Consider the following 24097-nt stretch of genomic DNA (forward strand, 5'->3'; position numbering starts at 1 on the left):
TGACAGGATCGCCATAAAATGCTGAGATCCCGAATCCCGGTTTTGCGGGATGCAAATTCCGAAGTCCCACCGGCAACTAGGCAATTTATGGTTTAATGCAATTTGTCCCATTAATGACCATCTCATTAAAAAGAATTCAAGTATGCTAGTAAATGTATCTTACAAAGACCGGAAATTAACAGAGCGCATTAACGAGACCGTAGGAAAGCCTTTCAACCTCAGGGAGCGTTGGAAACACAAGGGTATAGGATCTCCAAAGTTGCAGATCACTTCGTGCAGTATGGACATTCACAATCTCCTGGTACTGGACCAAAACCTCAACACCTGTAATATTGAATTGCGTCCCCGCGGTATTATTTTACGGTTTAGGTCGATCCTGGAAACCTTTGCCCTGATCATTCCTTATTACAAACTTTCAGTGTACAAGGGAAAGAGCGAAGAATACAGCCTTTACAAAGACCATCACTTTATCAAGGTAGCCGCTAAAAAGCCGGAGGTTCATAATTTTATATCTAAAATGCTGCGTATAAAAGATGAGCAGCGATTCGATCACGTTGACGACCTATAAATCATAATGATATGAAGATCTTACTCACCGGTGCTAACGGATATATCGGGATGCGACTCCTGCCTCCCCTGCTTCAGGCCGGCCATGACGTGGTTTGTGCTGTACGCGATAAGAACAGGCTAGCCATTGATGAAGACACCCTTAAGAAGATCGAGGTCATTGAGATCGACTTTCTTGAAGATCCAAAAAAAGGGGTGGTTCCCGAAGATATTGATGTCGCCTACTACCTCATACACTCCATGACCTCTTCTACTACCGATTTCGATAAAAAAGAGGCGCTCTCTGCTCATAACTTCAACACCTATATGAGCTTCACCCGCGTCAAACAGGTGATCTATCTTGGTGGGATCGTTAATGATGACAAACTCTCCAAACACCTGTCGTCCAGAAAGAATGTCGAAAACATTCTCGGGGAAGGTGATTTTGCCTTGACCGCGCTGCGGGCCGGTATCATTGTGGGTTCAGGAAGTTCTTCTTTTGAGATCATCAGAGACCTGTGCGAAAAACTTCCTGTCATGATCACCCCCAAATGGGTGCTTACCAAATCGCAGCCCATAGCAATTCGCGATGTTATTAAATTCCTTACCGGAGTTTTAGGGAATGAAAAATGCTACAACGACAGTTTTGATATCGGAGGGCCCAACGTTCTCACCTATAAGCAAATGCTACAGCTCTACGCCAAGACCAGAGGATTTAGCAACTTCATCATAACGGTGCCGGTCATGACCCCGAAATTATCGTCTTACTGGCTTTATTTTGTAACTTCTACCTCTTACAAACTGGCTATTAACCTGGTCGATAGCATGAAAATGGAGGTGGTGGCAAAAGACAAGCGCCTGCAAGAGATCCTTGGGATAAAACCTTACACCTATGTTGAGGCGATCGAAATGGCCTTCGCCAAGATCGAACAAAACCTGGTTCTGAGCAGCTGGAAAGATAGTATGGTGAGCGGCCGGTTTAAAAAGGACCTCAACAAGTACATTCAGGTGCCAAAATACGGGGTCTTAAAAGACGAGAAAAGCCTGAAGGTGGACGATCAGGAGGGTGTGTTGGAAAATATCTGGAGTATCGGTGGCGAAAAAGGCTGGTACTACGGAAACTGGATGTGGAAAATACGCGGATTTCTCGATAAACTCGTAGGAGGTGTAGGCTTGAGACGTGGCAGAACCCACCCCAACCGCATCTTTACCGGGGACTCTCTGGATTTCTGGAGGGTATTACTCGCCGATAAGGAGTCAAGAAGGCTGTTGCTATTCGCAGAAATGCGGCTTCCCGGGGAGGCATGGCTGGAATTTCATATCGATAAAGATAATGTGCTGCACCAAACGGCTACCTTCAGACCTAAGGGGCTGGCCGGTAGATTATATTGGTATTCCCTGGTGCCATTTCATTATTTTATTTTCGGCGGAATGATCAAAAACATAGCCCAAACCGATAGTAGCACACCCTCTATGGCAAAGTCTTCTTCCACATAAATACAGGTATTTTTCACGAAACAAGGTCGTTGGTCTATAATATGATTCTTAAGGAGAATTTTTACTTCTCAGAATTTTTATTTTATCTACATTTAGAAATCTCATAATCAACACCTTAATCGGAATGCGCAAATACCTGCTGTATATCTTAGGAGGCACCTTACTGGCCACCGTACTTTTCTTCCTGCTTAGGAAAAGGTATCAACCGGAAGTGCGAGGGAAAGTTTATATCGAACGATCTGACCAAGGTTTCCAACTCATTCGTAATGGCGCTCCGTTCAAGATCAAAGGCGCTTCCGGTTCTTTGACCTATCTGGATAGGCTCAAAGCATCAGGAGGCAATACCATAAGATTTTACGACACCTTAAACCTGAAACGCAAACTGGATAGTGCACAAAAGCACGGCATCGCTGTGATCGCAGACATTCCTTTACCCTCCTATAACAAAGACTACAATCCCTATGCTACTCCGGCACAAAGGGAGCACATCGATAATTTGGTAAGGAATTTTGTCACCCAATACAAGGATCACCCCGCGTTGTTGATGTGGGTTTTGGGTAACGAGATCAATTATCCGAACATAGGTAGCGGAGGCGGATTCACGAAATACTATAACGACCTGATCCAAATCGTCAAACAAACAGACCCTGACCACCCGGTGACCACGGCCATTAGCCAGGCCGGGCGGCACCTCATCCTTAATTTGTATTACCGTTCTGACCTTGACCTTATCGCTATCAATTCCTTTGGCGGGGTAAAAGAGATGGAGAAAGACCTCAAGCAAATAGAACTCTTATGGGATGGCCCCTACCTGATAAGTGAATGGAACGACGAGGGTCCGTGGAGTAAGGAAGTGACCAAATGGGGAGCACCCCTGGAACCTACCAGTTCCAAAAAAGCAGAACGACTTGCAGAGGTGTATAAAAATAATATCAGTCCGCTCGAAGATCGCTGCCTGGGAAGTCTCATCTTTTACTGGGGCTACAAACACGAAAGAACCCATACCTGGTTCAGCCTGTTCTCTGAAGAGGGAGAGTCTACCCCCTCGGTCTATGCACTGGAGCAGATCTTCAGGGAAGACACCTCCATAACCTATGAGGGACCTCAGCTCGATTTTCTCATGCTCAATAGATACGGCCCACAGGAAAGTATGCTCCTCAATGCCGGGCAGGAAAATATAGCCGATGTGTTCTACAATGCCCCAGATTGTGATTCCATCTCTATTTCCTGGGAGATCCTCCCGGAGATCTGGACACGTAACCCTCATTCAAAACGCAAGGAGGAAAAACCCATAGCGCTAAACCATCTTATCCTGGAAAGCAAGGAAAATATGGTGCGGTTCAAAACTCCGGAAAAGGAAGGCCCGTATCGCATATTCACCTATATCAAAGACCACAAAGGGAACATAGCCACAGCGAATTTCCCGTTTTATGTAATTAACCAAGCTCATGTCCAAAACTAAGCCTGTACATAAACCAACCCAGAAAGAACGCAAAACGCTCCGGATCATGATCATCCTGGGGGTGATTAGCTTATTGAACTTTTTCTTTTGGTTTATCTCTTTCGACTATATCGGCAACAGGTTTCTTTATATGCTGTTACTCATCACCATTGGCTATACCTCTTTGCGTATTCTCTACGAATGGTACCACTACTGGAATATCTCTGTGCCCGAGAAAAAAACTACAAGGCAGGAGTATACGGTAGATTTCCTGACGACTTATTTCCCGGGAGAACCCTATGATATGATCGAGAATACCTTGATCGCGATCAAGAATATCAGGTATCCGCATACCACGATTCTTTGTGACGAAGCCGATGATGAGCGGTTGAAAGCATTTTGCAAAAAACACGGTATTATACATATAAGCCGAGACAACAGGATCAATGCCAAGGCAGGGAACATCAACAATGCTTTGAATAAGGTCGCTAAGGGTGAGATCTGTGTGATCCTCGACCCCGATCATGTGCCGGATCCAGAGTTTTTAGACGAGGTCATTCCCTATTTTGACGACGAGGAGATAGGTTATGTTCAGGTAGTCCAGGCTTATAAGAATTTTGATGAATCGTATGTGGCTAAGGGGGCCGCACAGCAAACCTTTCAGTTCTATGGCCCCATGATGATGTGCATGAACAGTTATGGTACGGTGAATGCCATTGGTGCCAATTGCACCTTCCGAAGAGCCGCTCTCGATTCGATCGGTGGCCATGCTCCCGGTCTGGCGGAAGACATGCATACGGCCATGCTTTTACACGCCAAAGGCTGGAAGTCAATATACGTACCCAAGGTGCTGGCGAGGGGTTTGGTACCTGCTTCCATGACAGCTTATTACAAGCAACAGCTCAAGTGGTCTCGAGGAACCCTGGAACTTCTGGTTTCGGTATACCCCAAGATCTTTAAGAACCTTACCTGGAGGCAACGCTTGCATTACGCTACCATCCCCTTGCATTACCTCATCGGATTTACCTTTCTGATCAATTTCCTGATACCGATAATTTCCCTGACCACGGCAACGTCACCATGGACAGGCAATATTGTTTTCTTTGGCCTGATCACCATCCCCCTTATAACCAGCTTACTGGTTATAAGAAGTTTTGTTCAACGGTGGGTCATGGAAGAATCTGAACGCGGATTTCATATGGTTGGAGGATTGCTGCTCATCAATACCTGGTGGGTGTTTTGCCTTGGGGCATTCTATACCCTTTTAAGGAAAAAAGTACCTTACCTTCCCACACCTAAAACCGGCGACGACAAGACCAGCTGGAAGCTATTGATCCCTAATATGGTGATCGCCCTTGTGTCTTTATTTGCTATTTTCTACGGACTCAGCAAAGACTTTTCGCCCTTTAGTATTTTCATGTCGGGATTTGCACTGCTCAATATTGCCTTTATGCTGTTCAGTCTATATCTCGCAGATCATAAGTATGTCGATATCGAATCCCTGACCGATGAAGGCAAAAAGAGGTTTTACACCTCTAAACTTTGGATCAAGCAAAAATTATGGGACTTCAGACATGACCTGTACCGGGGAATGAGGGGAGCAGCCCTGCCTCTGGTGGTCATGAGTTTCCTGGTAAGTTTTGCATTGATATCATACGATCAGTATCTAAAATGGGAAGGTGTTCGCTCTTATCCCGAATTACCGGTACTCCCAAATAAGTACCTGGGGATATACGCACCGCATATTACCAATGGGGTGAGCTTTCCCCGAAAAGCCAGGGAAACTGAATCTGCCCTGAGTACCAGGTTCGATATCATGTCCCATTACATCCCCTGGGGAGACACAGGCCAGGAAAAAGACTTTAAAACTGTACTTTCTCTTAGTAATTCCGAGAATTACATCCCTTTTATTACTTGGGAGCCCTGGTGCAGTACTTTTGATATTTCTGCAGCTTCATCCGATCTAAGCCAGGAAAAAAAGGTCTTTTCTCATATTAGTAAAGGAGAATTTGACCCCTATCTTAAGGATATTGCTGAGCAATTAAAAGCATTTAATAAACCGGTATACCTGCGTTTTGCTCATGAATTCGATAATCCGCAATATCCATGGTCTGAGGTGGGCAACAACACCCCTTCGGAATTTAAAAAGGCATGGATCTATATTCACAACTATTTTGAGAACAACGGGGTTACCAATGTAGAATGGGTATGGAACCCATGGAAGGCCAGAGCCATAGCTTCGTATTACCCGGGAGACCAATTTGTAGATTATGTTGGTGTTACCGCTTTGAATTACGGAAACCTTACGCCTTCGGGAGAACCCTATGATTTTAATGACATCTATTACCCTATAAAGGAGGCACTCAAAGAAAATCGTATCAACAAACCGGTATTCCTTGCCGAATTTGGAAGTCTGAACATACAGAACATCCAAACTAATTGGATCAACGATGCCCTTGACAGTATTTATGAAAACCACCCGGAGATCGCAGGTATTCTCTTCTTTAACAGTGATATCGACAAAAATGTACCGGTAGATGAACAAAGTATCACCACCTTAGACTGGTCGTTGAAGGAAGTGAAACCCATAAGACATAAGCTTTGGGAAATGGAGCTGGAAACCCCGGACGATTCGATCTCCTACCTCAGCGATCTTGCATTAAAAACGGAAAAGGGATTCAACGGCAATCGTCTTCCACTCCCGGATAGTATTAGAGGGGTGAGCTATAAAAAAGGCCAGAACTGGTTTAAGAACTACCAGGTAATGGACATCCGGACCGTAAGCAAGGATTTTGATCAGATGAAAACCCTTAGCCTAAATACGGTCAAGTATTTCGGAAACCCGGTCTATGATCGCAATATGCTTAGTGCGGCACGTTCCAACAACATGGCCATTATTTACGGATTATGGATGCCTGCATCCCTGGGTCAAAACCGCGATGATGAGAACCATGTAGAGAAAACCATTCTCGCCAGTGTTCGAAAACTAAAAGGAGAACAGGAGATCATTGCATGGAATCTAGGAAACGACATCATCACAAGAATAAACCAACTCAATAAAGAGGAGAACGCAAGAATGAAGATCCTCGAGCATATAAGCTGGCTTAAGAATATGCTCCGAAAGATCAAGGAAATCGATCCGAACAGACCGGTAATTCTTGACCTGGACCTCAACAGATACGCCTCGAAGAATGCACTACTCTTGCTTGCTGAATTGGAAGATGTAGATGCCCTGGCGATCACTATAAGAAACAAGACCAATAGTGAAACCTTCCTGGAATTCGCGAGATTGAGTAAGATACCCGTACTCATAGGCGATGCCTCGCCGGAAGTACTGTCGACCCTGACCTCCATACCGGAACATTACTTTCTGAGCAATTGGCAGGATCAGCATGAAAGCAATCATGTAAGTTTCGACGGCCTTCTGGATCACAAGGGAAGAACAAAGCGATCCTATGCCCTGGCACGGGACTTGATCACCGACAACTTCACTGAAATACCTGCAGACAAGGTTCGTATCTTACGTCCTGCAGTTCCATTACGAAAGGGAAGAGCTCACGAGTATCACGCCCTGATCGCTTCAGACAATACTTCTTCATGGGATTATGCCACTCCGGATAAAAGAGACCAACTGGAATGGACCCTGGTGAAATGCGACAGGTTTGGCACGCCTTTAGCCTTTAAAGACCTGGGGACCGGCTTGAAAAAACAGATCGAGATCCCGGAAAACTTCGAAAATTATTTCCTGGTATTGAAATACATTGAAAATGATGTGGTACACGCTTCGCGCTCTTCGCTCAATCTTCCGGATCGTAGTATTGAACCAGCGCTCTTTGCACAATATGGTCTCTGATCTTTTGTGCTACATCCTTACTAAATGAAACAGCACTTTCTGAATGTAAATGCGACCCGTCGTAGGTTTCAAAATCTTCAGTACGGTCACGGTAATTAAAATACGGAACCGACCTGAGCCTGGCTATGGAATCCATTTCACGATCAAAAGAAGGCCAAGCTCCATCCTCCAGGGCAAGCACCCCCTCATGCATAGGAATACGCACCAGAAAAACGAGTCCGCGTTTTTGCAGGCTGTCAATAGTCTTCCCGAACCATTCAAGTCGGTAAGACGAAACATGCTCGGGAATAACCGCTGCGAGACGTGTATATCCTTCGACCGTTTCCTCCTGCCAGTAATTGATATCGCTTTGAGTGATCGTATAACCCGGAGCCTCTAAACGAAACTCCTCCCAGCCATTTTCATGAAAAACGGTACTTATTCTGTGATCGTGAGGAAAGACCCCTTTGTACAACGAACGACCAAAACATTTCCTGACAAATTCAAGGTTCGGATGAGCATTGAACTCGGTCATCTTACCCACCATCGTCTTACTGTCAAATTCATGAATATCTTCAGGCGTTTTCAATCTGTTTGACGCAGAAAAGCTCCCCGGAGATACTCCAAGGATAAAGATGCCTTTTAACGTGTGATCGGGGATCTTTTCAAGAACAGCCCGGAGATACACCTCACCATATGGCGACTGTGATTTTTCGAAGGCAAAGTTTTGAAAAGGCCCTTGATAATTTACATCTTCCAACTCCGCCCCAATGGTATAAGGGTCCATGGCATAATGCGCCCTTGAAAGGCCAAGCACCAAACTAGGGGTTTGATGGGTGAACTTCGCATAGTCATCGCTCACAAAGGTCTTGGTGATCTGACGGGCAAAACCAAGATAAACCCCGATAAGCAATACTGCCAACACCAAGATCTTCAAAAGGAATATGTATAAGGATCTATTCAAAACTGGAAGTATATAAAGTTATTCTGTCTATTCACGCTAAAAAGAACGATCGTAAATATAAAGGCGATGTAAAACCCCCAACGCAGCACCGGTTTTCTGTTGAGCACCAGTTCCGGTATATCATCATTACCCTTGAAATAATGAATGATCTGCACCAGTAAGATCAGTACCATACTTAGCCATAGCTCGGTCCTGTCATAAGTAACATTCACAAAGGTCGAATTAAGGCTAAACATGTTTTTTATATACAGCAGGGCATGTAGAATGTTTGGTGATCTGAAAAACACCAGGGTCGTGGTGATACTCAAAAATATGGTAAGCCAGGTCACAAAGCGTAGTACGGGATTTTGCAAGGATATCCCCAATTTGCGGAGCACAGCATAACGCAAGGGCTGTGTCCCGACCTCTATGATCATTAAAACCCCGCAAAGTAGCCCCCAGACCACAAAGGTCCAGTTGGCTCCATGCCACAAGCCATTAAAAAAGAAAACGATAAGTACCGCAACGATCTTATTCAGTCCAAATTTGGCAATAAGCGGCTTATATAAATAATCTTTTAACCAGAGCATAAGCGAGATATGCCATCTTCTCCAAAAGTCGCGAACACTGCTAAAAAAGAAAGGGCGATTGAAATTCTGCATAAGATCATACCCCAAAACTTTCGCAGCCCCAATGGCTATGGTACAATAGGCAGAAAAATCAAAATAGATCTGAAAAGCAAAGAACAAGCTTCCTATAAATAACGGTAAACCCCTATGCGCTGAAGGATCAAGAAAAACGGCATCTACATAAACACCTATGCGGTCTGCAACAACAAGCTTCAGAAAGAATCCCCAGGCCATCATCACGATACCCCATTTGATGCGCTTTATATCAATGAACACCTCTTTCCTGAATTGAGGAAGTAACCTGCTTGCCCTTTCAATAGGACCTGCCACCAGCTGGGGAAAAAAGGCCACATAAAGCGCATAGCGCCCGAAATGCCGCTCCGGGACCACCTCTCTTCGATATACATCGATGGAATAACTCAGGGTTTGAAACGTATAAAAACTGATCCCTACCGGAAGGAGGATCTTATTGAAAACATAGTTCTCTTCTCCCCCAACACCTAACCAGTCGATCCCGAAAAACTCCATGATCGCCTGAGAACTATTGGTAAAGAAAACAAAGTACTTAAAGAAGAAGAGCATACCGAGGTTACCAATAATACTCATCCATAAATAACGCTTGCGTATACGGTTATCCTGCTTCAGGTACATTTGACGACCACAGTAGTAATCGAGAATGGTCGAAGCGATCAAAAGGAGTATCAATGCCGGCTCCATCGACATATAGAAGTAATAGCTCGCTAAAAGGAGCCAAAACCATCTGAAGCGGTGGGGCAGTACATAAAATACAAAAACAACCACCGGAAAGAAGAACAAGAATTCAAAAGAGTTAAATAACATGAAGCGATGGGCTTGTAATTCACTCTAAATTAACATTTTAAACCCGCTGTTCTCATTTAAAACAGATTAAACGTAAAATTGCTTGATTAATTACGGCATAAGCAGGGATAATTCAGGCACAGACCATACAACTTATACCCATATGACTTTTATAAAGTTCTTACGCAATAACACCATACTTCTTATTTGTGTAAGTATTTTTCTATTCTTTTCCTTGGTTATCCTAGTCTTTACCGAGGCATTCTATATCCTTTTGGAACAAACTTCGGTCTGGGTAAGGCAGTGGTTTGGGCAATACTACCTTTACCTTGGCCTGGGATGTGTTTTATTCTTGCTGATCCTTGCCTTGCTCCCTACGGGCAAAATAGTACTGGGAAAGAAAAATGAGCGGCCGGAATTCACCAGATTTTCCTGGATAGCCATGCTCTACAGCGCGGGGATGGGGGCCGGCGTTTTACTGCGTGCAGTTCAAGAACCGGTATTTATGTATGTAAATCCGCCCCTTAACACCGGTAGTGCGGCAGAACTTCTGGCATTGGAATTCACCTTTTACCAGTGGGGATTTACCGCCTGGGCATTTTATGCCCTGTTCGCCCTGATCCTGGGTATCGCGGTAATGAAGTGGAACGAACTGCCACTGTTAAGCAGTACCTTGAAGCGACAGATCTCTCATTCCGGTCTGTTAAATGTCCTTGATATTCTCGTGATCCTGACCACTGTGATCGGAGTTACCGGAGCCATTTGCCTGGGAACCACCCAGATCACCGAAGGCATAAATTTCCTGAAAGGGGGTGTTCCGTTCGGCCTGGACCTGAATGCCTTGTTCTTATTTGTTATTTGCTGCCTGGCCTTTATTTCTGCATGGCAAGGATTAAATAAGGGTATCAAGGTCGTTTCCAATCTGAACATTGGCCTCACCGTTCTCTTACTTCTCTACGTTATTACCCAAGGTGATCTCATGGCCATATTCAAGGCATTTACAGTATCCTTATGGTTGTATCTTACAGACTTTGTTCCCATGAGCCTGGCTTTGGGAAATTATGATCCGGGAGAACAGTTCCTGCGAGACTGGACCTATTACTATTGGGCATTCTGGATCGCCTGGGCACCCTTTACCGGGATCTTTATCGCCCGTATTTCGAGAGGTCGCACCCTGCGCGAATTTGTGATCGGTGTCCTGTTGATCCCCTCTCTGGCCAGCTTCCTTTGGTTCTCGGCCTTTGGTGAAACCGCCATACGATTTATTAAGGCTAGTGGCGGGTACTCCGGTCAGTTCTCTAATGAATTCAGCTCGATCTTTGAGTTCTTATCGCTTTTTCCCGGCGCCGCTATCGTGAATCCCCTGGTGATCATTTTACTCATTGGATTTTTGGTTACCTCGGCAGACTCGGCAATTTATGTACTGAGCATGTTCACCGATAAGGGCAACTTATCCCCACAAAAAAAGCACCGCCTTATTTGGGCGGCGCTCCTTGCTATTGGTGGTTTTGCGCTATTGGTACTAAGCGACATCAGGAATGGTATAGACATCATCAACATACTCCAGTTGTTACTCATCGTAACCTCACTCCCCTTCGCGCTCCTCATCCCTTTGATCACCTACTTCTTTTTAAAAAGATTGCTAAAGGGATAAAGGTCATCTCATGATCAGGGCGTTCAAAACACCTGCTTCCTTCTTTATATTAGCTATATCTATGAGAGTGCCATTACAAACATAATACAGCAGTTCACCCTTCTTATTGGCTAGAAAGAATGAGGGATTGTTTCCAATGATCACCTCCGGATCTGGGGTATGATCTTCTGAAAGAACATGCATTGGAAGATCGGTATAAGTGAGATCTGCCGGAATATTATTGACCCTCAGATAACCGTAGCCTTGTTTAATAAGCTCCAATACATTCATGGCTTTAATCTCCTTGATATTTTCAAGGGTCTCAGGGTAAATTGTGGCTGGAACATACTTCAGGTCTTTCGCATCGATTGTTCTGTACCCATAAAACGTCGAAAGATCGCCAAGGTCTGCAATACTCCCCTTGTAAAAGAAGGAGTGATGCCCTTCATTATCTACTTCATTTCGTTGGATTCCTACGTCAAGGATATAATTCTCTCCCATAAGTTCATAGGTCATCCCGGTAAGTTTAAGATCGAACAGCTTACGGTCGTTATTAGGAATCTCGAAGTATTCATCTACAGGCACCTGTTTATACACCTCTGTTGCGATGGAATAGAGGGCATTGAGTATCGCTATAAAATTTAACTTTCTGATCTCTTGCTTTTCAGGATCGGTATACTGCCCTCCCGATTCGATAAGAATGGTACTGGTACCCCATTTCTGAATATTATCGCCAAAGGCTCTGGGTTCAAAATCATCATTATACCTCCCCACTTGTCCGGGAATCAGAGTCTGCAGCACCCGGTTCATTTGGGCGATCACCCTCATCGCATTCCCTCTGACCGTATTAATGGACTTTTCATAATTATAAGCCGGAGCCAAAAAAGAAATGGTAGCAGGCTTTGGGGTTCTAAGCGCATTGTAATAACGACTTTGATCGTGAAGGTTGAAACCAAAATCGGCCTCAAGGCTATCCCTGATCCGCTTCAGAGTACGCGACTCCGGGGATTGCAATCGCATTGCATCGCGATTCATATCGATACCAAGACGGTTGCGACGGGTAAATCTTTGGGCCCCGTCAGGGTTGAGCATGGGCAGAAAGTGAATGCGGAGTTGCTTCAGGAGCGTTGCCCTTTCAGGATAGTGAGCATCCGACCTGAAAAAATTGATCATATCTAAAATAGCCATAGTAGCTGTAGATTCATCCCCATGCATCTGAGACCAGAGAAATACATCGGTATCACCTTCACCCAGGGAGATCAAGTACAGGTTTCTCCCTTCTATCGATGTGCCTGCCTTGTTAACCTCAAGCGCCCCAGTTCCTTCGATGCCTGAAAGAAATGCCTTGAGATCGTCATACTTGATCCTTCGTTTTTGAACAGACTGCTCATTAAACTTGCTATAGTCTTTATTTAACCGTTCTGACAGGTCCTGAGCTTGAGCATGCAGAACAAAACCGATCAGGCACAGGCTGGTGTATACATATTTTAACATCACAATTAAGGTATTTCAGGTTCTGCTATGGCCAGGGCCTTTCTTACTGCCTTCATAAAATCGTCTCCCGGATCAGATTTCACGGTACGATATGCACTGTCCTTTTCAAGCCACAACGGATGGCCTTCGAAATTGCGATATTCATGATGTCCGATCACATGATCGATAGCGTATTTAGACCTCAGGTAGCGCACTAAGGCAATATTGGCATTAAGTTGTGCATCGGTAAGAGGAGTATCGGCAGTTCCTCCAACGTTTTCGACCCCGATAGCACAATGATTGAGTCCGATCACGTGCCTTGCCATGATGGTTTCGGGCATAAGTCGATAGATCGTACCGTCACGATCTACGAGAAAATGAGCAGAAACGTTTAGCGCCCCTGCACCGGCGATCTCAGGTCTTGAGTTCGGCAATCGGGAGTCTTTAAATGCTTTGAAGGAACCAGCCAGATCGGGAATTTCTGTCCAATGCAACACCACCATTTTTGGTTCAATAACCGGCTCACCCTTTTCGATTCCATACCGGTCTTTTAAGTAATGTCGGGAAAGCTCCAGTCGCTCCTGGTCAAAGGTGATGGGTTTATCGATGATCTCAGGAGCACATCCGGTCATGATCACCAGAAAGATCAGCGCAGGGCCAAAGAGAAAGTTAGATCTCATAAAAAAGCGAATAAGGTTAGGTTAATCACTTTAAATATAAGCCGAACCCTAGAAAAAGTCCATAAAAAAAGCCGGACAATTGATCCGGCTTACATTTTCTTTGAATTTATTTTAAGACAGATGGAGACCGCATTCGCGGTTTCCGTGCACCTTAGTCGGATCGAAATATTTGAATTCATTTTCAAGGTTATGCGTCTCCAGGTATTGGTCGAGCTCTTTATCGGTCCAATGGTAAAACGGACTCACCTTCATCAATCCCTTAGAATCTACCGAAACGATATCCAGAGTATCCCTTAAAGCCGTTTGTCCCTGTCGCAAATTAGTGAACCAAAGGTCCGGACGATGGTCATTGAAGGCCCTTTGAAATGGCTCCAGCTTGACCTGCCGGGTAAATTCTTCATGCAACGGATCATAAATATCGGGGATTCCTCCGCCCATAAGCACCTCGCGATGGGCCACCGTTTGCCTGGGAACATAGAGCTTGACATTGAGCTTTAGTTGTTCGATGATGGTTTCTGCATGCCTGTAGGTTTGGGCCGTATTGTATCCGGTATCACACCATATCACGGGTATATCGGGCATGACAGAAGTAACAAGATGAAGTATTGCAGCCTCGTAGGGCCTGAAATTCGTAGTAATAACGGGGTTAGTAGCCCGGGTGATCGCCCATTCAACAACTGCTGAAGGACGCTTTGTGCTAAGGTCGGCATTGAGCTGCTCTAATGCTGATTTATCCATGGTTAAGATTTTATACGAACAAAAATATACATTACCCTAGTAATTCAATAGGCTTTATGTGTTAAGTTTTAATAACATAGCTCCTGCAAAATACAACTAACTATTTATCAAGTGATTACCTGCACTCAGGTAAGATCGGCCAAGGTCCTTTTTTCCAGAATTTCAAGGGTGCTGTCGCGTACGTCGATCATAAAAGCCTTTAAAGAACATGTTTTCTCATCTTTACAATCGTCACATTTCTCGTAAAAATTAAGGCTTACACAGGGCAACAGTGCTATAGGACCTTCGAGTACCCTGATAAGATCGGCCACAGTAATATCCTCAGGTTTCTTTAAGAGGTAGTATCCCCCACCTTTCCCCTTTTTAGAGCCCAGGAATCCGGAATTCTTTAACTGCAGCAAAATGATCTCCAGAAATTTCCTGGAAATATTTTCCTCCTCAGCTATGTCAGAGATCAATACCGGGCTATCGCTTTGTTTCCTGGCGATATTGGAAAGCGCCTTAAGGCCGTATTTTGTTTTTTTGGAAAGCATAATGATCAGGTCCGAACTGGGAACTAAGATAATAAAAATGCGGGGTTTATAAGGCGATCTTCACGACCTAACCCTATAAACCCCGCACCTATCTATACGGTAAAGGGTATGATTAACCTTTAGGCAAGAATACCTCAGCCATCATACAACGTGCGCTTCCCCCACCACAGGTCTCTATGGTCTCCAGAGAACTCGAAAGGATCTCACTGTGTTTTTCGATTCTCGCTACCTGCTGTTCCGTTAAGGAATCTCTGGCCGACTGACTCATTACGAGATACGTCTTATCATCGTTTCCAGTTACCTGAAGCATATTTCCGGCAAACTGATGCATCTGTGCCTCAGTGATCGCGATGATCTCCTTACCATCTTCTTTAAGATGCTTTTCTACACTCTTACGCTCCTTTTTATCGTCAATACAATCCAGGCAGATCACCGCAAAGGTATCGGCCACACACATCATCACATTGGTGTGATAAATAAGTAAGCGTTCATCTTTCACGGTCTGATACGCGTGAAAGATCACGGGTGTATATTCAAAATCTTCACAAAACTCAATGAAAAGGTCTTCATCTGCTCTTGGCGACAATGCGCAATAGGCCTTTTGATTTACGCGGTCAAGAACAATACTCCCCGTACCTTCTAAAAATACCCCATGCTCTTCGGCACTGGTATAATCCATGACGTTCTCGATCTTAAAGCCTTCACCTTCGAGTTGATCAAGCACATCTTCTCTTCTTTCCAGTCTGCGATTTTCTGCAAACATAGGATACAATGCGATCTGCCCATCTCCATGAAAAGAGATCCAGTTGTTCGGGAAGATCGAATCAGGAGTATCGGGATCCAGGGTGTCTTCTACCACTACCACATGAACCCCGGCCTTGCGCAATTTTTCGACAAAGGTGTCAAATTCAGTTCTGGCCTTTTGGTTTACTGTGGCCTGAAGCGCATCTGTTTCTTCCTGGAAGTAATTATTTACTGCAGTTTGTTCATTCATCCGAAAATTCACCGGACGAATCATCAAAATAGAGTTTGTTGCCTGTTTTTTCATTTTTGCGTGCTTTCAAATAATTTAATCCCTGATCAGGGGCAATGTCGAACACCTCAGAAGTCCTTCCTGTTTCGCGATCTCTGCATAGGGAATCTCTTCTACTGTAAAACCCTGAGTTCGCAACCATTCGTTAAGACGGGTGAAGTTGCGCTCGGTTACCACCACGTCGGGGGCGATAGAGAACACATTACTGAACATATGATACATCTCATCGCGGGTGATCTGAAAGAGATTATCTTCTCCAAAAAGATCTACCAGGTACTTATAGTCGTCTTCCGACCTGAAGCCTCCTTTATAGATTATAGCCTTATCCTTCCCTACAGGTTGGAAACAGCAATCAAGGTGCAGGGCATTATCCCTGGCTTCGGTGTTTGATTTTACCAGGTCGAATTCCTTAACGATCTTATTCGGAAAATGTTCTTTGATAAATTCAACTCCGTGCATATTGGTCCTGGCAGTGATGTGGTCGGGGTAGTCTGCCCCCTTGTAGGTTCCAATGAACACGTGATCTCCCCAAAGCATCACATCTCCCCCTTCGATATGTACCTCCTCGGGCGGGGTTAATACCTTCTCCGGTTTTATCTGCCGGATCACATGATCAATTGCTTCAAGTTCTTTTTCACGATCGGGAAGAATATTCGATTTCACCAAAACATCGTCAATGACCATGGCGATATCGCGGGTAAAGATCTGGTTGCAATCTTCGAATACTTCCGGGCGGTACACTTTAACATCGTATTTCTGAAACACCTTATTAAAAGCTTCCATTTCGTTCACCATATCGGCCTCTACGGGGTATGTTCCCGCTTTAATATGCTCGAGCGACTTTGGATCGTAAGCTTCTTCAACAGTTGGTGTGGGACCATTGCTTACTGCTGTCCCCAATACCACCGCTCTCAATCGAGAGGTTTCATCCTTTACGTTCAGGTTTAACATAGATTGGTTTTTTTGCTAATATAAAAAAGCGGTGGAGATTGATACACTCAAAATCACCGCTTTTTTAAAATTATATATTCAATTTTAAACGCCCTTTTCTAACGCTCTTCCAGGGGCTTAAACTTTCTATAGGTTTCGCCGATATACACCTGTCTTGGCCTTCCGATAGGCTCTTTTCTAAGGCGCATTTCTCTCCATTGAGCGATCCATCCCGGCAGACGTCCCATGGCGAACATGACCGTAAACATAGAAGTTGGAACTCCTAAGGCACGATAGATGATCCCGGAGTAAAAGTCTACATTCGGATAGAGTTTACGCTCTACGAAATAAGGATCTTCAAGGGCCTGCTTTTCAAGTGCTTTTGCAATATCGAGTATCGGATCGTCGATCCCAAGGTCGGCGAGCACTTCATCTGCAGCCTTCTTAATGATACGTGCACGAGGATCGAAATTCTTATACACACGGTGTCCGAATCCCATTAAACGGAAAGGATCGTTCTTATCCTTAGCCTTTTCCATATACTTGGCAGTATCTCCACCATCTGCTTTGATCGCTTCCAGCATTTCGATCACCGCCTGGTTGGCACCTCCGTGAAGTGGCCCCCATAACGCTGAAACCCCGGCAGATAATGATGCGAATAAGCCCGCATGAGAAGAACCTACGATACGCACGGTCGACGTAGAACAGTTTTGCTCGTGATCAGCGTGAAGGATAAGGAGCTTATCCATGGCATCTACAACAACGGGGTTCATCTTATAAGGCTTATTAGGCCGCTTGAACATCATCATCATCATATTTTCAATATACCCCAGTGTATTATCACCATAGTCATAAGGTCTACCAATACGCTTTCTAAGCGTCCATGCCACGAGTACCGGGAACTTACCCAGTATCTTTACGATAGCATTGTACATATCTTCTTCAGACTCGATATTCACAGCAGAAGGATTGAACGCTGTAAGAGCACTGGTTAGCGACGCGATCACTCCCATAGGGTGTGCGGTTCTCGGGAAGCTATCCACGATCTTTTTAACGTCTTCGTCTACTTCCTCTTCTTCGGCAATATCAGAATAAAACTTATCGAGTTGCTGTTTGTTCGGAAGCTCTCCAAAGATCAACAGGTAGGCAACTTCAAGAAAGCTGGCCTTTTCTGCTAATTCTTCAATAGAATATCCGCGATAACGCAGAATCCCCTGCTCTCCGTCAAGGTAGGTAATGGCACTCTCACATGAGCCGGTATTTTTATATCCGGGGTCGATAGTGATCATTCCGGTCTCGCTTCTCAGGCGCTTGATGTCTATGGCTAACTCATCTTCCGTACCTTTGACCACCGGAAATTCATATTTCTTCCCGCTATATTCTAACGTGGCTTTATCTGACATAATTTGATTTGGATTTTTGGTGTTTTTCAAGTGTTGCGAAAATACGAAATTAACTGTTAAAATATGGTTAATCATTTCAGATTATTCCCCCTTTTACGCAGGGATTTTAACATATTCCGATTTTCGCCTTCTTCAAAGATAAAGTAAGAAAAAACACCAGCCTGTAACACAGGTTACCTTAGGTGGTTTTCGGTCTTGAAAGCTTGTATAATTGGGTGTAATAACTCGCCACAGACTTCTCCCAGGTAAAGCGCTCCATAGAAGCGGCTTTTTGTATTTCCTTCCATTGCTTCTTCCGGTTAAAATACATTTCCAGAGCCTCTTTGAACACCTTTATGAAATCGGCCTTTTGGGCTTCCAGCGTCTCCCCCTTGAAGACAAATCCGGTCTCCAGGTGCTTTACCGTATCTTTGAGTCCGCCGGTATAATGTACCAGACAAGGCTGTGCATTTCGCATGGCCAACATCTGACTTATACCACAGGGTTCAAAAAGGCTGGGCATCACGTAGAGATCTGACCCGGCATAAAGGCCGTCGATCACCTCTTCTGATTGACCGTTGATAAAGATAAAGTTCTCATGCCTTCTACTCATGGCACGGAACAGTCTTTCGTATTCAGGGGCACCTGTACCTACCACTACAAATACTCCACCCCGTTTCTCCAACGCTTCTAACAAAGACGCCATAAGGGAGGGATCCTCTTTGAAAAAATAGAACTTTTGCGGTGTTAACCGGGCAACACTACCACAGATGAACTTGGGTGGATTCTCGATCAACCCCAACAGTTTCTCACCGGTATGGGCTAAAAAGCGTGCCTTATATTTCTTTTCGGTCATCTGAAGCCATTTCAGGGTCACCTTCAAAGCATCAGGAAAAAGACGCCCGGCTTCCGGCACAGAATATCCCTTATAATTACAGCCATTGAGAATACCGAATAAACGGCCCTGACGCGCAGCATCTTTAAGGTCGGCCTCCAACCCTTCGCCCCCGATAAAACCGGGTGGCATACTGGGTTTTTGTATATCTTCCATATACGAAGGAGAGACGGTATGTACCGCATCGGCCAGGCGAATTCCTACGGCCATCAGGTTAAAGCAGTCGTGGTACCTCGGATCGCGAATAGTGTCTACATCCGGCTCCATTTCAGGAAAGAACGCCTTGAGGGAACCGTAATCATTATCCAGCGGACGAATACCCTGTATGGCCAGATTGTGTATAGAATAAACCATACGGATATTCTTTAGTGCTGTAAACCGGGAATGATACTCGCGTAACATCAGTAAAAAGCTGGTATGCCAATCGTGCAAATGCACGATATCAACAGGATCGAGTATCCCAGAAACCATTAGTTCGGCGACTGCAGCACCGAAAAGGGAGAACGTGAGGGTATCGGTATAAAACGGACGATCGGGATCATTAAAGTAGATCTTCGCAATATCACCGGGACGAAAGTCCGGATGATGCAGTATGTAATGTCGTATTCCGGGGATCCTTTTCTTTCCCGGGTTTTCGAGAAGAAATGCTTTTTGAAGCTCACCCCTGTAGGTGAACATGAACTCTTTAACAGGCGTACTGTTGTGGTGTAAACGTCCATAGGAAGGAGTGATCACGCTTACATCATCACCAAAGGCAGCGATCTGTCTGGGTACATCACGTACCACATCTGCCATGCCACCGGCCTTACAATCTACGATCCCGTCGTTTTCTGCTGCTACGAATAGAATATGCTTTTTCAATTGATACCGTTTGAGATTTCCCTATTTATTTGACAATCAATAATACACATAAGATCACACAAGTAAAAATACAGAAGCATTAAATGCGTGTTAAGGATAAAAAAAAGTCCCTGTCTGAACGACAAGGACTTTTTATCGGTAAAACAGGTATTACTTCCTGCTTAATTATTTCACTTTAAAAGCGTTTTCTTGCGGATAATACGCTACAGAACCGAGCTCCTCTTCGATTCTCAGCAACTGGTTGTATTTCGCCATACGATCACTACGTGAAGCAGAACCGGTCTTGATCTGTCCGGTATTCAATGCTACGGCAAGGTCGGCGATGGTATTATCTTCAGTTTCTCCGGAACGGTGAGACATTACAGAAGTATATCCGGCATTCTTAGCCATATTTACTGCAGCGATGGTCTCTGTAAGGGTTCCGATCTGGTTTACTTTGATAAGGATAGAGTTTGCGATACCTTTCTCGATACCTGTAGACAAACGTTCTACATTGGTTACGAACAGGTCATCTCCAACAAGCTGAACTTTATCTCCAACTTTCTCGGTAAGCATTTTCCATCCATCCCAGTCATTCTCATCCATACCGTCTTCGATAGAAACGATAGGGAACTTCTCGCAAAGCTCTGCAAGATACTGAGCTTGCTCTTCAGATGTTCTAACAGCACCTTTATCACCTTCGAATTTGGTGTAATCGTATTTTCCGTTCTCATAGAACTCAGCAGAAGCACAGTCAAGAGCGATAAGGATATCGTCTCCCATCTTGTATCCTGCATTGGCAACAGCTTTTCCGATAGTTTCGATAGCATCCTCAGTACCGTCCAGCTCAGGAGCAAAACCTCCCTCATCACCTACAGCAGTGCTAAGTCCGCGATCGTGAAGTACTTTTTTCAGGTGGTGGAAGATCTCAGTTCCCATTTGCATGGCATGGGTAAAGCTTTTTGCTTTTACCGGCATGATCATGAACTCCTGGAATGCGATGGGCGCATCTGAGTGTGAACCACCGTTGATGATATTCATCATAGGTACAGGAAGAGTGTTAGCACTAACTCCACCTACATAACGATACAATGGCATTCCAAGCTCTGCAGCAGCAGCTTTAGCTACAGCCAGAGAAACCCCAAGAATGGCGTTGGCCCCAAGTTTTGATTTATTCGGAGTACCATCAAGGTCGATCATGGTCTTATCAATAAGGTTCTGCTCAAAAACAGAAGCTCCAACGATCTCTTCAGCAATAATAGTATTTACATTCTTTACGGCTTCAGAAACTCCTTTACCCATATAAGATTTCCCTCCATCTCTAAGCTCTACGGCTTCATGCTCTCCGGTAGAGGCACCTGATGGCACAGCTGCTCTTCCCATCATCCCGTTCTCGGTGATGACATCTACTTCTACCGTTGGGTTACCTCTTGAATCGAGGATTTGTCTCGCATGTACATTAATAATTATACTCATGCTATTTCAAGTTTTGAATGTTTAATATTTTCTATGAACTGGTCAAATAGGTAGGTTGCGTCATTTGGACCGGGACCGGCTTCAGGGTGGTATTGTACAGAGAAACAGTTTTTCGTTTTATGCTTAATTCCCATTACCGTATTATCATTAAGGTGAGAATGGGTGATCTCGAGAGATGCATTCTTTTCTGCATCTTCTCTGCTAATCGCAAATCCGTGGTTCTGGGAAGTGATCTCCCCTTTCCCGGTTATATGATTGATCACGGGGTGGTTGATACCGCGGTGACCGTTGTACATTTTAAAGGTAGACACCCCTTGAGAAAGTGCAATGATCTGGTGCCCCAGACATATCCCGAACATAGGAACATTTTCTTCGATAAGGGCCTGAGCTACCTTGATAGTATCTTTTAGTGGTTCCGGGTCACCGGGACCATTCGAGAAAAAGTATCCGTCTGGATTAAAGCTCTTAAGGTCTTCAACAGTTGCGTTATAAGGGAATACCTTAATGTAACATCCTCTTTTAGCGAGGTTTCTTAAAATATTCTTTTTGATCCCAAGATCTACAGCTGCGATCTTATAAGGCGCATCTTCATCGCCAAAGAAGTAAGGGGTATCGGTAGAAACTCTTGAAGCAAGTTCAAGTCCTTTCATATCGGGAGTTTCTGCCAGTTTAGTCTTGAGCTCATCGATCTTATCTACTTCTGTAGAGATCACCGCGTTCATTGCCCCATGGTCTCTGATATAGCTTACCAGTGCCCGGGTATCCACATCTGAGATCGCGAGGATATTATTATTTTTAAGGTAATTCTCCAAAGAGTCTGAAGCCCCATAGCGGGAAGGAGTATAGCTGAAGTTCTTACAAACCAGACCGGCGATCTTTACAGAATCAGATTCCTCATCGCCATCTTTAACCCCGTAGTTTCCGATATGGGCATTGGTGGTTACCATAAGCTGCCCAAAATAAGAAGGATCGGTAAAGATTTCCTGGTACCCGGTCATTCCGGTGTTAAAACAAACTTCTCCGAAGGAACTTCCTTCGAGATCTCCAACTGCCTTTCCCCAAAAGATAGTGCCGTCGGCAAGGAGGATAAGGGCTTTTTTCTTTGCTTGGTATTTCATTGAAATTTTCGCTAAAAAAGTTTTACAAAAATAGCACAAAAAAAAAGGATAAACGATGACGTTTATCCTTTTTGGTATGTAATCAATAAATTTTCACTATTCCTGAGAATCTTCAGATTTCTTCTCAGTTGCAGTCTCTGCAGCCGCAGGAGCATCGGCAGTTGCTGCAGATTTCTTAGAGCGTCCACGACGAGTTGATTTCTTCGCGGCAGGCTTACCTGCGTTGTAGATCTCGTTGTAGTCAACCAGTTCGATCATCGCCATATCTGCGTTGTCACCAAGACGGTTACCAAGCTTGATAATACGGGTATATCCTCCCGGACGATCACCAACTTTAACTGCTACTTCTCTGAACAGTTCTGTTACGGCATCCTTATCTCTAAGTCTGCTGAAAACGATTCTTCTGTTGTGCGTAGTATCCTCTTTAGATTTTGTTACCAGAGGCTCCACGAATTGCTTAAGCGCTTTGGCTTTAGCAAGGGTGGTATTGATACGCTTATGCTCGATCAGCGAGCAAGCCATATTGGCAAGCATAGCCTTTCTGTGAGCGGTCTTTCTACCTAAATGATTGAATTTTTTTCCGTGTCTCATTGTATTCTTTAATTAATCCCTTTCCAGTCCCTTCATTTCATCGATCTTCCTGGGAAAAGGAGAACTAATCCTTATCTAATTTGTACTTTGAAAGGTCCATTCCGAAGCTAAGGCCTTTGTTGTTTACCAACTCCTCAAGCTCGGTAAGCGACTTCTTACCAAAGTTTCTGAATTTCATTAAGTCGTTCTTGTTAAAAGACACCAGGTCACCCAGAGTGTCTACTTCAGCAGCCTTCAAGCAGTTAAGGGCACGAACCGAAAGGTCCATATCTACCAGCTTGGTTTTAAGCAACTGTCGCATATGAAGCGATTCTTCATCATAAGTTTCTGTTTGCGCGATCTCATCTGCCTCCAGGGTAATACGCTCATCAGAGAAGAGCATAAAGTGGTGGATCAGGATCTTCGCAGCCTCAGTTAAGGCGTCCTTAGGATGAATAGACCCATCTGTGATGATCTCGAAAACCAGCTTTTCGTAGTCGGTTTTCTGCTCTACACGATAGTTCTCAATACTAAACTTAACATTTTTGATAGGCGTGTAGATCGCATCTGTAAAGATGGTTCCCAGTGGTGCATTGGCCTTTTTGTTCTCTTCAGCAGGCACATACCCTCTACCCTTTTCGATCGTGATCTCCATATTGATAGTCACTTTAGGGTCCAGGTTACAGATCACTAGATCCGGATTCAACACCTGGAAGCCTGAAATAAACTTCTGGAAATCCCCGGCAGTGATCTGCTCTTTACCGGTAAGGGAGATCGATACGGTTTCGTTATCGATGTCATCGATCTGACGCTTAAAACGCACTTGTTTAAGGTTCAGGATGATCTCCGTAACGTCTTCCACCACACCCTCGATGGTAGAGAACTCGTGTTCTACTTTATCGATCCTTGTTGAGGTAATTGCATACCCTTCGAGGGAAGAAAGTAAAACTCTGCGCAATGCGTTACCAACGGTCAATCCATACCCGGGTTCCAAAGGACGAAATTCAAATTTTCCTTCGAAATCGGTTGAATCGATCATTATAACTTTATCGGGCTTCTGAAAATTTAATATTGCCATAGTACGACTGC

19 protein-coding genes are annotated in these 24097 nt (G+C 44.5%); 5 read left to right on the top strand and 14 right to left on the bottom strand.

Translation table 11 applies throughout. The features are described 5' to 3' along the window. Positions 1–142: 142 nt before the first annotated feature. The 4 genes from IS446_RS08195 to IS446_RS08210 all read left to right on the top strand — a co-directional run bounded on the left by IS446_RS08195 (position 143) and on the right by IS446_RS08210 (position 7337). Positions 143–568, top strand: coding sequence for a hypothetical protein (locus IS446_RS08195; protein WP_203059646.1), 426 nt, complete (start codon positions 143–145; stop codon positions 566–568). A gap of 11 nt (positions 569–579) precedes the next feature. Continuing rightward, positions 580–2043, top strand: coding sequence for an SDR family oxidoreductase (locus IS446_RS08200; RefSeq protein ID WP_203059648.1), 1464 nt, complete (start codon positions 580–582; stop codon positions 2041–2043). A 124-nt stretch (positions 2044–2167) separates the two neighbouring features. Continuing rightward, complete coding sequence (locus IS446_RS08205; protein WP_203059650.1) at positions 2168–3505, top strand: glycoside hydrolase family 2 TIM barrel-domain containing protein; 1338 nt, start codon at positions 2168–2170, stop codon at positions 3503–3505. Next, positions 3492–7337: a glycosyltransferase gene (locus tag IS446_RS08210; RefSeq protein WP_203059652.1), complete on the top strand. Its 3846-nt coding sequence runs from the start codon at positions 3492–3494 to the stop codon at positions 7335–7337. Before IS446_RS08205 ends, IS446_RS08210 begins: the two co-directional genes overlap by 14 nt. Here the strand turns inward: IS446_RS08210 and IS446_RS08215 are convergent. Then, positions 7282–8280, bottom strand: coding sequence for a hypothetical protein (locus IS446_RS08215; RefSeq protein ID WP_203059654.1), 999 nt, complete (start codon positions 8278–8280; stop codon positions 7282–7284). The two genes, IS446_RS08210 and IS446_RS08215, sit on opposite strands and share 56 nt — an antisense overlap. Then, positions 8277–9728, bottom strand: coding sequence for an MBOAT family O-acyltransferase (locus IS446_RS08220; RefSeq protein WP_203059656.1), 1452 nt, complete (start codon positions 9726–9728; stop codon positions 8277–8279). Before IS446_RS08220 ends, IS446_RS08215 begins: the two co-directional genes overlap by 4 nt. A 142-nt stretch (positions 9729–9870) precedes the next feature. Here IS446_RS08220 and IS446_RS08225 point away from each other — a divergent pair, with 142 nt between their 5' ends. After that, positions 9871–11361 (top strand): BCCT family transporter, encoded by a 1491-nt coding sequence (locus IS446_RS08225; protein WP_203059658.1) that lies wholly within the window; start codon positions 9871–9873, stop codon positions 11359–11361. Positions 11362–11364: 3 nt separating this feature from the next. On the opposite strand, the gene IS446_RS08230 is transcribed toward IS446_RS08225, so the two are convergent. The 12 genes from IS446_RS08230 to IS446_RS08285 form a co-directional block, all read right to left on the bottom strand. After that, the gene (locus tag IS446_RS08230) at positions 11365–12834 is read right to left on the bottom strand and encodes a M14 family metallopeptidase (protein WP_203059659.1); all 1470 of its coding nucleotides are present in this window, start codon (positions 12832–12834) and stop codon (positions 11365–11367) included. 5 nt (positions 12835–12839) lie between these two features. Then, positions 12840–13493, bottom strand: a complete 654-nt coding sequence (locus IS446_RS08235) for an N-acetylmuramoyl-L-alanine amidase (protein ID WP_203059661.1) — start codon at positions 13491–13493, stop codon at positions 12840–12842. 111 nt (positions 13494–13604) lie between these two features. After that, on the bottom strand, positions 13605–14231 hold the full coding sequence (locus IS446_RS08240; RefSeq protein ID WP_203059663.1) for a phosphoadenosine phosphosulfate reductase domain-containing protein: 627 nt from the start codon (positions 14229–14231) through the stop codon (positions 13605–13607). Positions 14232–14356: 125 nt separating this feature from the next. Next, positions 14357–14764 carry an RrF2 family transcriptional regulator gene (locus IS446_RS08245; protein WP_203059666.1) on the bottom strand — a complete coding sequence of 136 codons (408 nt, stop codon included), beginning with the start codon at positions 14762–14764 and terminating at the stop codon, positions 14357–14359. A gap of 112 nt (positions 14765–14876) precedes the next feature. After that, on the bottom strand, positions 14877–15812 hold the full coding sequence (gene ctlX, locus IS446_RS08250; RefSeq protein WP_203059669.1) for a citrulline utilization hydrolase CtlX: 936 nt from the start codon (positions 15810–15812) through the stop codon (positions 14877–14879). 21 nt (positions 15813–15833) lie between these two features. Next, positions 15834–16748 (bottom strand): dimethylarginine dimethylaminohydrolase family protein, encoded by a 915-nt coding sequence (locus IS446_RS08255; RefSeq protein ID WP_203059671.1) that lies wholly within the window; start codon positions 16746–16748, stop codon positions 15834–15836. Positions 16749–16846: 98 nt separating this feature from the next. Further along, complete coding sequence (locus IS446_RS08260; protein WP_203059672.1) at positions 16847–18130, bottom strand: citrate synthase; 1284 nt, start codon at positions 18128–18130, stop codon at positions 16847–16849. Between the two features lie 178 nt (positions 18131–18308). Further along, positions 18309–19865 (bottom strand): glycogen synthase, encoded by a 1557-nt coding sequence (locus IS446_RS08265; RefSeq protein WP_203059675.1) that lies wholly within the window; start codon positions 19863–19865, stop codon positions 18309–18311. A 165-nt stretch (positions 19866–20030) separates the two neighbouring features. Then, positions 20031–21320: a phosphopyruvate hydratase gene (gene eno, locus IS446_RS08270; RefSeq protein ID WP_203059677.1), complete on the bottom strand. Its 1290-nt coding sequence runs from the start codon at positions 21318–21320 to the stop codon at positions 20031–20033. Next, positions 21317–22438, bottom strand: a complete 1122-nt coding sequence (gene carA / locus IS446_RS08275) for a glutamine-hydrolyzing carbamoyl-phosphate synthase small subunit (protein WP_203059679.1) — start codon at positions 22436–22438, stop codon at positions 21317–21319. Before carA ends, eno begins: the two co-directional genes overlap by 4 nt. 96 nt (positions 22439–22534) lie before the next feature. After that, positions 22535–23029: a 50S ribosomal protein L17 gene (gene rplQ, locus IS446_RS08280; protein ID WP_203059681.1), complete on the bottom strand. Its 495-nt coding sequence runs from the start codon at positions 23027–23029 to the stop codon at positions 22535–22537. Positions 23030–23093: 64 nt separating this feature from the next. After that, on the bottom strand, positions 23094–24086 hold the full coding sequence (locus IS446_RS08285) for a DNA-directed RNA polymerase subunit alpha (RefSeq protein ID WP_203059683.1): 993 nt from the start codon (positions 24084–24086) through the stop codon (positions 23094–23096). Positions 24087–24097 lie beyond the last annotated feature (11 nt).

Origin of the sequence: Robertkochia sediminum, assembly GCF_016786255.1 — a bacterium.
Lineage (GTDB): Bacteria > Bacteroidota > Bacteroidia > Flavobacteriales > Flavobacteriaceae > Robertkochia > Robertkochia sediminum.